This window comes from Streptomyces sp. HUAS ZL42 (assembly GCF_040782645.1).
Lineage (GTDB): Bacteria > Actinomycetota > Actinomycetes > Streptomycetales > Streptomycetaceae > Streptomyces.
In genome coordinates this window covers 3352550-3367293 of sequence record NZ_CP160403.1, presented here as the reverse complement: position 1 = coordinate 3367293, position 14744 = coordinate 3352550, and the positions used below count along the sequence as shown (strand labels likewise).

The 14744-nt window shown below is 69.9% G+C and carries 16 protein-coding genes; 12 read left to right on the top strand and 4 right to left on the bottom strand.

Going from position 1 to position 14744, the window contains the following annotated elements:
• Positions 1–2: 2 nt before the first annotated feature.
• Both ABZO29_RS15300 and ABZO29_RS15295 read right to left on the bottom strand, forming a co-directional pair.
• Positions 3–653 (bottom strand): AIM24 family protein, encoded by a 651-nt coding sequence (locus ABZO29_RS15300; RefSeq protein ID WP_367320738.1) that lies wholly within the window; start codon positions 651–653, stop codon positions 3–5.
• Position 654: 1 nt separating this feature from the next.
• Positions 655–1287 carry an AIM24 family protein gene (locus tag ABZO29_RS15295; protein WP_367320737.1) on the bottom strand — a complete coding sequence of 211 codons (633 nt, stop codon included), beginning with the start codon at positions 1285–1287 and terminating at the stop codon, positions 655–657.
• A gap of 211 nt (positions 1288–1498) precedes the next feature.
• On the opposite strand from ABZO29_RS15295, the gene ABZO29_RS15290 reads away from it, so the two are divergent.
• From ABZO29_RS15290 to ABZO29_RS15255, 8 genes are all read left to right on the top strand, one after another.
• Positions 1499–1843, top strand: coding sequence for a DUF3817 domain-containing protein (locus ABZO29_RS15290; protein ID WP_367320736.1), 345 nt, complete (start codon positions 1499–1501; stop codon positions 1841–1843).
• Positions 1840–2133 carry an MTH1187 family thiamine-binding protein gene (locus ABZO29_RS15285; protein ID WP_367320735.1) on the top strand — a complete coding sequence of 98 codons (294 nt, stop codon included), beginning with the start codon at positions 1840–1842 and terminating at the stop codon, positions 2131–2133. Before ABZO29_RS15290 ends, ABZO29_RS15285 begins: the two co-directional genes overlap by 4 nt.
• Before the next feature lie 143 nt (positions 2134–2276).
• A complete protein-coding gene (locus ABZO29_RS15280; RefSeq protein WP_367320734.1) occupies positions 2277–3038 on the top strand; it encodes a hypothetical protein in 762 nt (253 codons plus the stop codon).
• Positions 3035–3715 carry a DUF4166 domain-containing protein gene (locus tag ABZO29_RS15275; protein WP_367320733.1) on the top strand — a complete coding sequence of 227 codons (681 nt, stop codon included), beginning with the start codon at positions 3035–3037 and terminating at the stop codon, positions 3713–3715. Before ABZO29_RS15280 ends, ABZO29_RS15275 begins: the two co-directional genes overlap by 4 nt.
• Complete coding sequence (locus ABZO29_RS15270; RefSeq protein ID WP_367320732.1) at positions 3712–4362, top strand: TetR/AcrR family transcriptional regulator; 651 nt, start codon at positions 3712–3714, stop codon at positions 4360–4362. The genes ABZO29_RS15275 and ABZO29_RS15270 overlap by 4 nt, the downstream gene beginning before the upstream one ends.
• 840 nt (positions 4363–5202) lie before the next feature.
• Positions 5203–5712 carry a MarR family winged helix-turn-helix transcriptional regulator gene (locus tag ABZO29_RS15265; RefSeq protein WP_367320731.1) on the top strand — a complete coding sequence of 170 codons (510 nt, stop codon included), beginning with the start codon at positions 5203–5205 and terminating at the stop codon, positions 5710–5712.
• A 43-nt stretch (positions 5713–5755) separates the two neighbouring features.
• On the top strand, positions 5756–6094 hold the full coding sequence (locus ABZO29_RS15260) for a DUF3817 domain-containing protein (protein ID WP_367320730.1): 339 nt from the start codon (positions 5756–5758) through the stop codon (positions 6092–6094).
• Positions 6095–6287: 193 nt separating this feature from the next.
• Positions 6288–7988, top strand: coding sequence for a methylmalonyl-CoA mutase (locus ABZO29_RS15255; protein ID WP_367320729.1), 1701 nt, complete (start codon positions 6288–6290; stop codon positions 7986–7988).
• A gap of 44 nt (positions 7989–8032) precedes the next feature.
• Here ABZO29_RS15255 and ABZO29_RS15250 read toward each other — a convergent pair whose 3' ends face one another.
• Positions 8033–8668 carry a TetR/AcrR family transcriptional regulator gene (locus tag ABZO29_RS15250; protein WP_367320728.1) on the bottom strand — a complete coding sequence of 212 codons (636 nt, stop codon included), beginning with the start codon at positions 8666–8668 and terminating at the stop codon, positions 8033–8035.
• Between the two features lie 247 nt (positions 8669–8915).
• Here ABZO29_RS15250 and ABZO29_RS15245 point away from each other — a divergent pair, with 247 nt between their 5' ends.
• From ABZO29_RS15245 to ABZO29_RS15230, 4 genes are all read left to right on the top strand, one after another.
• On the top strand, positions 8916–9890 hold the full coding sequence (locus ABZO29_RS15245; protein WP_367320727.1) for a tetratricopeptide repeat protein: 975 nt from the start codon (positions 8916–8918) through the stop codon (positions 9888–9890).
• A 663-nt stretch (positions 9891–10553) separates the two neighbouring features.
• Complete coding sequence (locus tag ABZO29_RS15240) at positions 10554–11186, top strand: DUF6230 family protein (RefSeq protein WP_367320726.1); 633 nt, start codon at positions 10554–10556, stop codon at positions 11184–11186.
• Between the two features lie 118 nt (positions 11187–11304).
• Positions 11305–11916: a DUF6114 domain-containing protein gene (locus ABZO29_RS15235; protein ID WP_367320725.1), complete on the top strand. Its 612-nt coding sequence runs from the start codon at positions 11305–11307 to the stop codon at positions 11914–11916.
• On the top strand, positions 11906–13201 hold the full coding sequence (locus tag ABZO29_RS15230) for a hypothetical protein (protein WP_367320724.1): 1296 nt from the start codon (positions 11906–11908) through the stop codon (positions 13199–13201). Before ABZO29_RS15235 ends, ABZO29_RS15230 begins: the two co-directional genes overlap by 11 nt.
• Before the next feature lie 98 nt (positions 13202–13299).
• Here the strand turns inward: ABZO29_RS15230 and pyk are convergent, their stop codons facing one another.
• Positions 13300–14724, bottom strand: coding sequence for a pyruvate kinase (pyk, locus tag ABZO29_RS15225; RefSeq protein WP_367320723.1), 1425 nt, complete (start codon positions 14722–14724; stop codon positions 13300–13302).
• Positions 14725–14744 lie beyond the last annotated feature (20 nt).

Genomic DNA, 14744 nt, shown 5'->3' with positions numbered 1-14744 from the left:
GCTCACAGCTTCTCCTCCGAGGCCTGGACGAACACCACACCGCTGCCGCTGAGCTCCAGCTGGAACGCCTCGCCCGAGCCGCGGCCCACCATGTCCCGCCAGCCCAGCGCGGTCGACAGCTTGTTGCGTACGTCTCCGTGGTGGGCGACGTACGCCTGGGGGTCGACGTGGACGGGGCGCTGCGGGGTGATCGGGATCTCGAACACGCCCCCGTGGGCCATCACGGCCACCGCGCCGTGTCCCTTGAGGGTCGTGGTGAACAGGCCCTGGCCGCTGATCTGGCCCCGGACCATACCCATGACGCCACCCTGCGAGCCCATGAACATCGTGCCCTGCTGGAGCGTTCCCTCGAAGGCGAGCAGACGGTCCGCCTCGACGTACAGGGTGTCGCCGGTGAGATTGATGACCTGGACGTGATGGCCGCCGTGGCCGAAGAGGACCGTGCCGCTGCCCTCGACGCTCATCAGGGGTGTGTCCTCGTTGGCCAGCCGGCGCCCGATCATGGACATCACGCCGCCCTGGCCGCCCTGCACGTTGGGCGTGAAGGACACCTCGCCCTTGTAGGCGAGCATGGCGCCGCGCTGGCTGAACAGCCGCTGGCCCGGCATGACCGTCGCCTCGATCATCTTCGAGTTGATCTCGCGGAAGGGCATGTCACACGTCCCCCGCGATCGTGTTGCGCTCGCTCGGCTGCACGTACACCAGGCCGTCCCCCTCGAAGCGGATCTGGAAGGCCTCGCCGCCGCCCTCCCCGAGCAACGTGCGGAACGTCACACCGGACTGGAAGGACTGCCGCAGGTCGCCCTGGTGCGCGACATAGGCGCCCGGGTCGACGCTCAGCGGGAACTGCGGGCTGACGCGCAGCACCACCGCGGGCCCGTCCGACATGATCGCCGCCTGTCCGTGCCCCTCGACGGTCGTCGTGAACAGCCCGTTGCCCTGCGAGGCCCCGCGCAGGCCCGTGAACGTCGTGCCGGTCCGCAGTCCGGCGTCCGTCGCGAGCAGGTTGCTCGACTCCACGTACAGCTTGTCCCCCTGGAGATTGACGAGGTTGATCTCGGAGGCTCGGTCGGCGAACCAGCACGTCCCCTGCCCCCTCACCTCCATCACGGTCATCTGCTCGCCGGTGAGCCGGCGGGTCACCATCCCCCGCAGCCCCTCACCGCCGCCACTGAGCTTCTTGAAGGCCATCTGACCGTCGTACGCGACCATCGAGCCGTTCTTCGCCTTCACGGCGTCCCCGGTCATGTCGACGGCGAGCACCTTGCTGCCTTGCAATCGGAACATCGCCACGCAGGGAAGGTAGCCGTCACCAGGCCCCTTCCGACAGAGTCTGCGGGTGGAGACGAACCCTGACCGCACCCCTAGGGGCGCGCCGGGCGGCCCCCGTACCGGCATCCGCCCGGCCGTTTGCCACAATGGGCGAACGCTTGTGCATGCGTTCACAAACAAGAGCGCTCCTGCAGACCATCGACGTATCTCCCACCGAAGGTGACCCGTGGACCTGAAGACAGCCACCGCCCTCCGCCGCCTCCGCCTGGTCTCGGCCCCCGAGGCCGTCTCCTTCCTCCTGCTGCTCGTCTGCTCGGTGCTGAAGCGGACCACGGAGTTCAACGCGGTGCCCGTCATGGGCTCGGTCCACGGCCTCCTGTTCATCCTGTACGTCGTTTTCTGGGCGGACGCCTGGAACCGCGCCAAGTGGGACCTGAAGACCGCCGCTCTCTACTTCGTCCTGTCGGTCCTCCCGGCCGGCGGCTTCCTCGCCGAGCGCAGGCTGCGCCGTGAGGCCGAGGACGCGGTCATCGCCGCCCGCGCCCGCAAGGAAGGGGTCGTGAACGCATGATCGTCGCCTTCTCCGTGACGCCGCTCGGTGTCGGTGACGAGGTGGGGGAGTACGTCGCCGACGCCGTCCGTGTCGTCCGCGAGTCGGGGCTGCCCAACCGCACCGACGCGATGTTCACCTCCGTCGAGGGGGAGTGGGACGAGGTCATGGACGTCGTCAGGCGCGCAGTGGCCGCGGTCGAGGAGCGGGCGCCGCGGGTGTCCCTGGTCCTCAAGGCGGACATCCGGCCCGGAGTGACGGACGGGCTCACCTCCAAGGTGGAGACGGTCGAGCGGTACCTGGCCGAGTAGGCCCGGCAGAGCCGAGACCCCGGTCCTCATGGGCCGGGGTTTTCCCGTCCCGCATGTTTGAGCGATCGCTCAAAGAGGTGTACGTTGCCTGCCAGAGTGTTTGAGCAGTCGCTCAAAGAGCGAGCTGAACTGGGGGATTCGCCATGGGGCTCACGGGGCTCTACATAGAGGCACGCATCCGCGCCGACCTCGACGAGTTGTGGTCACGCACGCAGGAACCGGCCCAGCATCAGCGCTGGGACCTCCGCTTCACCGAGATCGACCATCTCCCGCGCTCGGACGGCGAACCACAACGCTTCCGGTACGCCACCCGAGTGTTGCCCTTCCTCACGATCGCCGGCACCGGCGTGTCGGCGGGCGAGCGGGAGCGCCCGGACGGCACCCGCACCTCCGCCCTGCGCTTCTCCTCCCCGCACCCGCTCTCCCTGCTCGCCGAGGGCAGCGGCTACTGGCGCTACATCCCGGACGGCGACGGCGTCCGCTTCCTCACCGGCTACGACTACCGCCCCCGCTGGGGCGCCTTCGGCGCGCTGGCCGACCGGCTGGTCCTGCGCCCGCTGATGGGCTGGGCGACGGCCTGGTCCTTCGACCGCCTGCGCCTCTGGCTGGAGCGGGGCATCACCCCGGAGCGCGCCCTGCTGAACTGGCTCGCGGAACTGGCCGTACGCGCCGCCGTCATCACCGTCGCCTGTACCGGCCTGGGCCTTGGCTCCCCCCTCCGCCTCCTCGGACCCTTCGCGGCGTCCATGGCCTACCTGTGCCCCCTCCTGCTGGCCGGCGCCGTCTGCGTGGCCCTCTTCAAACAACCCCTGGCCTGCACGCCGGCGGCCCGCCGCTGCCTGCGCCAGCCGCCCACCCGCGTACGCGCTCCCCGTCTCCTGCGCACCCTGGAGAACCCGCGATGACCTCCATCTTCCGCACCGTGATGGGCGCCGACTTCGACCGCCTCCACCCCCGGCTGCAGCGCCGCTTCTCGGTCGGCCTGGCGAGCGGCGAGGCGTGCACGGGCCGTGGTGTGATGCATCGCGTCTGGCACGGGGCGCCCTTCGTGAAGCCGTTCCTCTCCCTGGGCGCCACCCGCAACATCCTGGTCCCGCGAGCCGGCCAAAACATCCCCTTCACCATCGAGAACGTCCCGTACACCGACGGCTTCGGCCGTGAGACGGTGACCTTCGTACGCACCTTCGACCTGCCCGGCCGCTCCCGCCGCTTCGACGCCCAGATGGTGCTGAGCCCCAAGGGTGACCGCATCCTCGACTACCTCGGCACCCACCAGCACCTCGCCAGCGACCTCCACTTCCACGCCGAGCCCGACGGCTCGCTGCTGATCCGCTCGGGGGAACACCGTTTCAGGGAAGGCATGGTGGACGTCCGCGTCCCCGAACTCATCGGCGCCACCGCGGAGGTCCGCGAGTCCTACGACGACACGACCGACCGCTTCCGCATCCAAGTCCGGGTCGTGAACCGGTACTTCGGCCCGCTCTTCGGCTACGAGGGCACCTTCAGGGCGGCCTACCAGGACATCCGGGCCTGCGGGGTACGCCCCGGTCTGCGCCCGGTCCGCGAGGAGCCGCGCGCGTGAGCCCCGAGACGGCGAAGTCGCAGGAGACGAAGACGAAACTGCTCGAGGGCGCGTTGCGCACGCTCACCGAACAGGGGATCGCCAAGACGTCGGCCCGTACGATCGCGACGGCGGCCGGCGTCAACCAGGCGCTGGTCTTCTACCACTTCGGCTCGGTGGACGAACTCCTCGCAGCGGCATGCCGGTACGGCGCGGAACGCACGGTGTCCCGCTACCGCGCCCGCTTCGACGAGGTCACCTCGCTCTCCGAACTCCTCGTCGTGGGCCGTCAGATCCACGAGCAGGAGCGGGCCGGCGGACATGTCGCCCTCCTCGGCCAGCTCCTCGCCGGCGCGCAGACCCACGCGACCCTCGGCCCGGCCACGGCCGCGGGTCTCGAGCTGTGGATCGCCGAGATAGAGAAGGTCCTCAGCCGGGTCCTCGCGACGACCCCCTTCGGGGAGTTCACGGATCCGTCGGGACTGGCGCGGGCGGTGGCCGCCTCGTTCGTCGGAATCGAGCTGTACGAGGGGGTCGACGCGGCCGGAGCGGGTGCCGCCCTGGATGCCCTGGAGCAACTGGGCGCGCTGGTGGCGGCGTTGGAGGAGCTCGGGCCTGTGGCACAACGGGCGGTCAGGCACCGGCTGCGGAGAACGGGCCGAGGCTGATCTGTTGATGCGGGGTGGGTTGTGCGGCCCGGCACCGTCAGAGCCTGCGGCCCGCACGGGCACCCGGTGCTGCGGCCGGCGTGGGGTGGGTGGCGCAACCCGGCGCTGGCGGGGTGCCGCCCGCGCCCACCCGTGCCGCCCCAGGCGGCACGCATGCCCGCGGACCAACGAGGTGGCTGAGCGCGGTGCGCGCCCGCGGATGGGCACGATGGCTGCGCCGCGGGCCCGCGGACCAACAAGGTGGCTGAGCCCGCCCGCGGATGGACACGGCGGCTGCGCCGCGGGCCCGCGGTCGGGCGGCATGGCTGAGCGCGCCCCGCACGCACCCGCAGTCGCCCGCGCGCCGGAGCGGGGTGTGGTGGTGCGGCGCAGCCCGTCGCTTAGCTGGTCCCCACGCCGTTCACTGTGGCAGCGGGCAGAGGGGCGCAACCCGCGACGGGCTCGCCGTACCACCACACCCCCGACCCACCCACCGGACCCACGGCGCAAACGGCACCACCGCCGGGGGCCACGGCGCAACCCGCGACGGGCTCGGCGTACCACCACACCCCGCCCCGCTCACCCGGCCCAGGCGCGACGGCACCACCGCCGGGGGCCACGGCGCAACCCGCGACGGGCTCGCCGCACCACCACACCCCCGACCCACCCAGGACCCACGGCGCAAACGGCACCACCGCCGGAGGCCACCGCGCAACCCGCGACAGCCCCGCCCTGCCACCACACCCCCGACCCGCCCACCGGACCCAAGGCGCAAACGGCCCGACCGCCGGGGGCCGCCCGAAGGACCGATAGCCGAGACGGGGCTGACCGGCATATGACCGGCCGGTAAGGTCTGGAGACGTGCCGAAGCCGCTCAGTCTTCCCTTCGATCCCATCGCGCGCGCCGACGAACTCTGGAAGCAGCGCTGGGGAAACGTGCCGTCCATGGCCGCGATCACCTCGATCATGCGGGCGCACCAGATCCTGCTCGCCGAGGTGGACGCGGTGGTCAAGCCGTACGGACTGACGTTCGCGCGGTACGAGGCGCTGGTGCTGCTCACGTTCTCCAAGGAGGGCGAGCTGACGATGTCCAAGATCGGCGAGCGGCTCCAGGTGCACCCCACGTCGGTGACGAACACCGTGGACCGCCTCGTGAAGTCCGGCCTGGTGGCCAAGCGGCCCAACCCCAACGACGGCAGAGGCACGCTCGCCTCCATCACCGACAAGGGCCGCGAGGTGGTCGAGGCGGCCACCCGCGATCTGATGGCGATGGACTTCGGGCTCGGTGTGTACGACGCGGAGGAGTGCGGGGAGATCTTCGCGATGCTGCGGCCGCTGCGGGTGGCCGCGCACGACTTCGACGACGAGTGACCCGCGGCAAGATCTCCCGGAACGGGTGGTTACGCTCGACTCCATGAAAAAAAGCGTGCTGACCCGCTACCGCGTCATGGCCTACGTCACCGGTGTGCTGCTGGTCCTGCTGACCCTGGGCGTGATCGCCAAGTACGTCCTCGAGATCGACGGTGCCGCGGACTTCACGAGCGTCGTCGGCATCGCCCACGGCTGGCTGTACGTGGTCTACCTGATCTTCGCCTTCGACCTGGGATCCAAGGCGAAGTGGCCGGTCGGCAAGCTGCTGTGGGTGCTGCTCGCGGGGACGGTCCCGACGGCCGCCTTCTTCGTGGAGCGCAAGGTCACCCACGAGCTCGGGGCAGGCGTCGCCGAGGACGCGGCGGCCGCCGTCAAGGCTTAGGGCCGGCTCTGGGCCGGCTCAGGGCAGGCTCAGGGCAGGCTCAGGGCGCGTCTTCGGGATCATCCGCACGCCCTGACCGCACCGCCGCGAGAGCGCTGCTTGCGGCGGTTGCCCACGGCAATTTACTCGGACGTCCTAGTAAATCGCGGCCAGCCGTCGACATTTACTAGGACGTCCAAGTAAATTTGACTACATGGACGCTGACGCCATCGAGGAGGGCCGCCGCCGCTGGCAGGCCCGGTACGACGCCGCACGCAGGCGCAACGCCGACTTCACCACGCTCTCCGGGGATCCCGTGGAGCCGGTGTACGGCCCCCGCCCCGGGGACAGGTACGAGGGCTTCGAGCGGATCGGCTGGCCGGGGGAGTACCCCTTCACTCGCGGTCTGTATCCCACCGGCTACCGGGGGCGGACGTGGACCATTCGGCAGTTCGCCGGGTTCGGGAACGCCGAGCAGACCAACGAGCGCTACAAGATGATCCTCGCGGCGGGCGGGGGCGGCCTCTCGGTCGCCTTCGACATGCCGACGCTGATGGGACGCGACTCCGACGACCCGCGCTCGCTGGGCGAGGTCGGGCACTGCGGTGTGGCGATCGACTCGGCCGCCGACATGGAGGTCCTGTTCAGGGACATCCCGCTGGGCGATGTGACCACGTCGATGACGATCAGCGGGCCGGCGGTTCCGGTCTTCTGCATGTACCTGGTCGCGGCCGAGCGGCAGGGCGTGGATCCCTCCGTGCTCAACGGCACGCTGCAGACCGACATCTTCAAGGAGTACATCGCCCAGAAGGAGTGGCTCTTCCAGCCCGAGCCGCACCTCCGCCTCATCGGCGACCTGATGGAGTACTGCGCGGCCGGCATCCCCGCCTACAAGCCGCTGTCCGTCTCCGGCTATCACATCCGCGAGGCCGGTGCGACGGCGGCGCAGGAGCTGGCATACACGCTGGCGGACGGGTTCGGGTACGTGGAGCTGGGTCTGTCGCGCGGGCTGGACGTGGACGTGTTCGCGCCCGGTCTGTCCTTCTTCTTCGACGCCCACGTCGATTTCTTCGAGGAGATCGCCAAGTTCCGCGCGGCGCGGCGGATCTGGGCCCGCTGGATGCGGGACGTGTACGGCGCGACGTCGGACAAGGCGCAGTGGCTGCGGTTCCACACGCAGACCGCGGGTGTCTCGCTGACCGCCCAGCAGCCGTACAACAACGTGGTGCGCACGGCGGTGGAGGCGCTGGCGGCGGTGCTGGGCGGGACGAACTCGCTGCACACCAACGCTCTGGACGAGACGCTTGCGCTGCCCTCGGAGCAGGCCGCGGAGATCGCGCTCAGGACACAGCAGGTCCTGATGGAGGAGACCGGGGTCGCGAGCGTGGCGGATCCGCTGGGCGGTTCGTGGTACGTCGAGCAGCTGACGGACCGGATCGAGGCGGACGCGGAGAAGATCTTCGAGCAGATCAAGGAGCGGGGGCTGAGGGCGCATCCCGACGGGCGGCACCCGATCGGGCCGGTCTCGTCCGGGATCCTGCGGGGGATCGAGGACGGGTGGTTCACCGGGGAGATCGCGGAGTCGGCGTTCCGGTACCAGCAGGCCTTGGAGAAGGGTGACAAGCGGATCGTCGGCGTGAACTGCCACGAGGGCTCCGTCACCGGTGACCTGGAGATCCTGCGCATCAGCCACGAGGTCGAGCGCGAACAGGTGCGGATCCTCACGGGGCGCAGGGCGCAGCGGGACGACACCCGCGTACGGGCCGCGCTCGACGCGATGCTCGCGGCGGCGCGTGACGGCTCGAACATGATCGAGCCCATGCTGGATGCCGTACGGGCCGAGGCGACGCTCGGCGAGATCTGTGACGTGCTGCGGGACGAGTGGGGGGTGTACACCGAGCCGGCGGGCTTCTGAACGATCCCCTGGTCCTGGACAGCGTGTGTCGACAATGCTCGTGATCAATACACCCGGGACACGCCGCCCGTCGCGCCCAGGCCCGCGACCAGTACCGCGGTGAAGCGGTGTACCCAGTCCGCGTCCGCCTGTTCCGCGCTCACCAGGGTGCGGTGGACCACCGCGCCCGCCACCATATCGAAGATCAGGTCGACCGTGCGGGCGGCTTCCTCGGGGTCCGTCTCCAGAGGGAGTTCGCCGCGGGTCTGGGCGCGCGCCCGGCCCTCCAGGACCAGCCGCTTCTGGCGGTCGACGATCGACGCGCGGATGCGTTCGCGGAGGGCGTCGTCCCTCGTGGCCTCCGCCACGACCGCCATCAGGCCGCTCCTGGCCTCCGGACGGGCGAGGATCGCGGCGAACTGCAGGACCACGCCCTCGATGTCGGCGGCCAGGCTGCCGCGGTCGGGCAGGCGCAGTTCGTCGAAGAGTTCGGCCACCGCGTCGACGACGAGTTCGTTCTTGCCGGCCCAGCGGCGATAGAGGGTCGTCTTGGCAACCCCGGCCCGCGTCGCCACGTCTCCCAGCGTGAGCTTCGACCAGCCCAGGTCGACCAGGGCCTCCCGCGTCGCGGCCAGGATCGCGGCGTCCGCGGTGGCGCTGCGCGGACGGCCGGCGCGGACGGCGGGGGTGCGGCTCTGCATCCCCCGACGATAACCGGCGGGTTCACGACAGGTGGTTTCCGTGACGCCGTGAGGGAGATCACCAAGGTGTGGTGTCCCGGAGGCACGCGGTGCCATTACGCTACGACTCGTAGCGTAAGCCCGTGACGGACGTACACGGGTGACGAGCACGCGGCGTGGGGTGGGGACCCGGCGCCGGACAGGACGCGGTCGGCCCGGGTTTCCGTGGCTTTTCACACACACGCGGAGAACGGGGGAGGATAGACGCATGCAGCCACGGAACATGTCCATGAGCGGAGTCGTCGACCTCGCCGCGGTGAAGGCGGCCCAGGAGGCCAAGACGAAGGCGGAGCAGGCGCGCGCCGATGCCGCCCGGCAGGGCGGGGCGGGGGCCGTGTCGCCCGCCGATCTCGTCATCGACGTCGATGAGGCCGGGTTCGAGCGTGACGTCCTGCAGCGGTCCGCCGAGGTGCCCGTCGTCATCGACTTCTGGGCCGAGTGGTGCCAGCCCTGCAAGCAGTTGAGCCCGGTCCTGGAGCGGCTCGCCGTCGAGTACAACGGGCGGTTTCTGCTTGCCAAGATCGACGTCGACGCCAACCAGATGCTGATGCAGCAGTTCGGGATCCAGGGGATTCCGGCCGTGTTCGCCGTCGTCGCGGGGCAGGCCCTGCCGCTCTTCCAGGGCGCCGCCGGTGAGGCGCAGATCCGGCAGACGCTCGATCAGCTGGTGCAGGTCGCCGAGCAGCGGTTCGGGCTGACCGGGCTGACCGTCGACCCCGACGCCGAGCCGGGCGACCGCACGGCGGCTCCCGCGACGCCCGCCGGGCCGTACGACGCGCTGCTGGAGGCCGCCGTGCAGGCCCTGGACGCGGGCGACCTGGCCGGAGCGGTCCAGGCGTATAAGAACGTGCTGGTCGACGATCCGGGCAACTCGGAGGCCAAACTCGGGCTCGCCCAGGCCGAGTTGCTCCAGCGGGTGCAGGGCGCGGACCCGCAGCAGGTGCGCAAGGACGCGGCCGACAAGCCGCAGGACGTGCAGGCGCAGATCGCCGCGGCCGACCTGGATCTCGTCGGCGGTCATGTCGAGGACGCGTTCGGGCGGCTCATCGAGACGGTGCAGCGCACGGTGGGTGACGACCGGGACGCGGTGCGGCTGCGGCTCGTCGAGCTTTTCGAGGTGGTGGGGGCGGAGGATCCGCGGGTCGCCGCGGCACGACGTGCCTTGGCACGGGCCTTGTTCTAGGGGGAGTTGGAGCGGGGCGGTGGCCCCGTTCTGACCAGTCGCTAAACGCCGGGGCCTGTGGTGCCCGAGTGAAAGATTTGCCGACGTAGCGTCACTGCGGCCGCGCTTTACCAAATCTTGGTAAACGCGGCCGCTGTTACTCCAAGTAAGTCGCAGCCCTTGGTCTGTCGGATTCCGTCCAGTTGTCAACTGTTTTGTCCCGGCGCTTGACACCACCCTGCGTGGCTGTCCGAGACCGGGGGGTCGTTGTTCGGTTATCCGGCCGTTACTAGTGAGTAACGAACCCCCTTGTGCGGGCGGCGAGAATGCACCACGATCGGCCACGCTCGGTCCATTCCCGTACGCCCGACAGCCGGTCGGGTCGACGGGATCCTCTGGGTCCCCACCGAGCAGAGCCGACGGCAGCAGTGGCGCCGGCTCTTGGGCAGGGGGGTCTTCACCTCGCGGTGAAGCCTGTCCAGAAAGGTTGTGCGTGATGCGTGTCAGGCGCGACCAGTGGTTGTCGCTCGGGGGTGATCGCCGGTGATTCGGGCGCGGTTCGCGCCTCCGATGCGCGGGCGCTCCTTCCCGAGGACGTAGCACTTCTCCCATCCCTGCCCGGCTGAGCCGCCGTACTCGGGGGCGAGTCGGGGCCAGGAGATGTACGTCCGAGAAGGAGGAAATATGGAGTCCCAGGTGCGTGGCGGGACCAGATGGAAGCGGTTCGCTGTGGTCATGGTGCCCAGCGTCGCCGCGACGGCCGCGATAGGTGTCGCCCTCGCGCAGGGCGCTCTGGCCGCGTCGTTCAGCGTTTCGGGGCAGTCGTTCAAGGTCACGGCCGACAAGCTCGTCGGTACGGGCTTCTCGCAGTACGGCGCCATTGACTCGGGTTACACCCTCGACGGCAAGAAGACGGCTCACGCCGTCGCCGTCTCGGCGTTCAAGAGCGCCTCGATCACGAACATGTGCCAGTCCGTGGTCACCCCGAACATCCCGCTGCTCGGCTCGGTCAGCCTCAAGCTGACGGCCGGTGGCGGGGGCACGCCGGTCCAGGCCGAGAACCTCTACATCGACGTCGAGGACCTGAGCGCGGACGCGACGTTCAAGGGCATCGACATCGGTGTGGCCGGCAAGGACCTCAGCAAGGGTCCCGGCATCAAGAGCGGCGACACGGCCAACCCGTACGGCTTCGCCCAGCAGGCGGAGTCGGCGGAGCTGACCGACGTGAAGCAGACGGCGTGGGCGACCACCGCCGGAACCTTCAAGCTCAGCGGCCTGAAGATGTCGCTTTCGACGGGTGTCAAGGAGTGCTACTAAGCACTCTCTGACGGGCGGGGGAGCCGATGGCGCCCCCGCCCGTCCACCTTGACGCCCGGATCTTCACACGCAGTACAACTCACCACCACAGCAACGCCGCACCAGGGAGCTGTTTTCCATGAGCGCCGAGACCCCTGTCGCCCCCGGCCAGTTCGATCGCCGCAGGCAGCAGTTCCGCGCCTGGCGGGGCACGAGGCCGTTCTGGGCCGGCCTGTTCGTCCTCCTCGGCGGACTCCCCATCGCCTACTTCCCGTACGCGCACCTCCAGATCGGCCATCTGACGCTGGCGATGGCCACGACGGCGGGTGCCGGGTCCCTGATCATCGGTGTGCTGCTCGTCGTCCTGGGTGTCAGCCTCTGGTTCCAGAAGCACGTACGGGTCTTCGCGGGCGTCGCGGCGATCCTGCTGGCGCTTGTGTCCATCCCCGTGTCCAACCTCGGCGGCTTCCTCATCGGCTTCCTGCTCGCGCTGATCGGCGGAGCGATGGCCGTGGCCTGGGCGCCGGGTGCGCCGCCCGCGCCGGAGCCGGCGCAGGGTGCCGTGCAGGGAGCGGGCGGTGCCCCCGAGGGAGCCGTCGCCGAAGGTGCCCCCGCGGGCCCGGTCTACGGCGATGCCCCCGCGGCTCCGGTCGTGGACGTCACGAAGACCGCGGACGGGGCGGACGAGCCGAACGATCTGTCAGGAACGAGCCCGGCGAACGGGGCGAACGGGAGGCACAGTGCCGGCTGACGAGGTGACCCACGGGACTGAGGTGGACAAGTCCCGTGTGAGAACCGGGCCGCGCCATGCGGCACCCAAGAAGCCGCTGTTCACCAGGTTCCACATGCCCGCCGGGAAGGCGATAGCCCTGGCGGCGATGCCGACCGCGGTCCTCATGGGGATGGGCTTCACGCCCACGCTCGCCAACGCCGAGGACCAGCCCGCCTCGAAGAGCCTGACGGCCGACGAGTACAAGGACTGCCTGGCGGCGCTGGAGGACGCCGCCTCCGCTTCCGCCTCGCCGTCGCCGTCCGCCTCGGAGAGCTCCGACTCGGCCGACGACAAGACGGACGACGGCACGGAGTCCACGCCGAAGCCCTCGGCCACGTCGGACTCCTCGGACGGCTCCTCGTCGGGTTCGGGTTCCGGGGACGCGGCCGAGCCCTCGCCGTCCGCCTCGCAGTCCGCGGAGAAGTCCGCCGACGGCGGCAGCACGGTCACGGCGTCCCCCTCGGCGTCGGAGACCGACAAGAACCTGCTGGAGACGATCGGCGACGCGATCACGGACGTCTTCACGGGCGGCGACAGCGCCACGTCGAGCGCGAGCCCCACGCCGTCCGCGTCCGCCTCGTCGTCGCCGGCGTCCGGCAGCGAGGACAGCGAGGACTCGGACGCGTCGGACCCCGTGAAGGACACGACCGACAAGGTCACCGACACGGTGAAGGACACCACCGAGAAGGCGTCCGAGGCGGCCGAGGACACCACGGAGGCGGTGAAGGAGGCGGCCGAGGAGGCCACTTCGTCCCCGAGCCCCTCCGCGAGCTCCACCACCGACGCGGAGGACTGCCCGGCCGCCACGGAGGACGAGAGCGGCGTCGACAACAAGGTCCCCGTCGCGAACGACCCCTGGTACCTGCAGGCGAGTTCGCTGCTGCTGAAGGGCGCCGACTACCAGGGCATCGTCGAGGTGAAGACCGCCGACGGAACGAAGAAGAAGGTCCTGAAGTACGTCATCTCCGGTGGCACCGACATCGGCGACCTGCACCAGCTGGTGAACGACAAGCAGTCCGGCAAGACGTACCACGTGCAGGCGGGCAAGGGCACGACGTCCACGATCCGCGACGGCGACACGGTGATGTACACCGAGAGCATCTCCGGCAACCTGTTCGGACTGATCCCGGTGACGTTCACCCCGGACAACCCTCCGCCGCTGAACATCCCGCTGATCTACTTCACCAACGTGAAGGTCACCCAGGCCGCCCAGTTCGGCGGATCCCTGCACGTCCCCGGGATGCACGTCTACACGACGGGCTGAGTGCCCGCACAAGCCCGTTCGGGAGCCGCACACGCGCTGAGGGCGCCCCCTGACCCAGGGGGCGCCCTCAGCGCCGTACAACCGCCTTTAGGGGCGGGTCAGTTGCCGCCACCGAGGTGGTGGACGCGGAGCATGTTGGTGGTGCCGGGCACGCCGGGGGGCGAGCCGGCCGTGATGATGACGATGTCGCCGTCGTTGAAGCGGTTGATCTTGGTGATCTCCTGGTCCACCAGGTCGACCATCTCGTCGGTGCTGCCGACGAACGGCACCACGTGGGACTCGACACCCCAGCTGAGCGCCAGCTGGTTGCGGGTGTTCTCGTCGGTGGTGAACGCGATGATCGGCTGGGTCGCGCGGTAGCGCGAGAGACGGCGGGCGGTGTCACCGGACTGAGTGAAGGCCACCAGGCCCCTGCCGCCCAGGAAGTCCGCGATCTCACAGGCGGCACGGGCGACCGAACCACCCTGCGTACGCGGCTTCTTGCCGGGGACGAGGGGCTGCAGGCCCTTGGCGAGCAGCTCCTGCTCGGCCGCCTGGACGATCTTCGACATCGTCTTGACGGTCTCGATCGGATACGCGCCGACCGAGGACTCCGCCGACAGCATGACCGCGTCCGCGCCGTCCAGGATCGCGTTGGCCACGTCGGAGGCCTCGGCGCGGGTCGGACGGGAGTTGGTGATCATCGACTCCATCATCTGGGTCGCCACGATCACCGGCTTGGCGTTGCGACGGCACAGCTCGATCAGGCGCTTCTGGACCATGGGGACCCGCTCGAGCGGGTACTCGACGGCCAGGTCGCCGCGGGCGACCATCACACCGTCGAACGCCATCACGACGTCCTCCATGTTCTCCACCGCCTGCGGCTTCTCCACCTTGGCGATGACCGGGACCCGGCGGCCCTCCTCGTCCATGACCTTGTGCACGTCGTGCACGTCGCCCGCGTCGCGGACGAAGGACAGCGCGACCATGTCGCAGCCCATGCGCAGCGCGAACCGCAGGTCCTCGACGTCCTTCTCGGACAGCGCGGGCACGTTCACGGCCGCGCCGGGCAGGTTGATGCCCTTGTGGTCGGAGACGACACCGCCCTCGATGACGATCGTCCGCACCCGCGGGCCCTCGACGTCCAGGACCTTCAGCTCGACGTTGCCGTCGTTGATCAGGATCTGGTCGCCGCGGTCGACGTCACCGGGCAGGCCCTTGTACGTCGTCCCGCAGATCTGCTTGTCGCCGGGGACGTCCTCGGTCGTGATGACGAACTCGTCACCCCGCTCGAGCTCGACGGGACCCTCGGCAAAGGTCTCCAGGCGGATCTTCGGGCCCTGCAGGTCGGCGAGGACACCGATCGCGCGACCGGTCTCCTTGGCGGCGGCGCGGACACGGTCGTACCGGCCCTGGTGCTCGGCGTGCGTGCCGTGGCTGAAGTTGAAGCGGGCCACGTTCATGCCGGCTTCGATCAGGGACACGAGCATCTCGTGGGAGTCGACCGCGGGGCCGAGAGTACAGACGATTTTCGAACGGCGCATGGGACGATCCTATCGGTTTG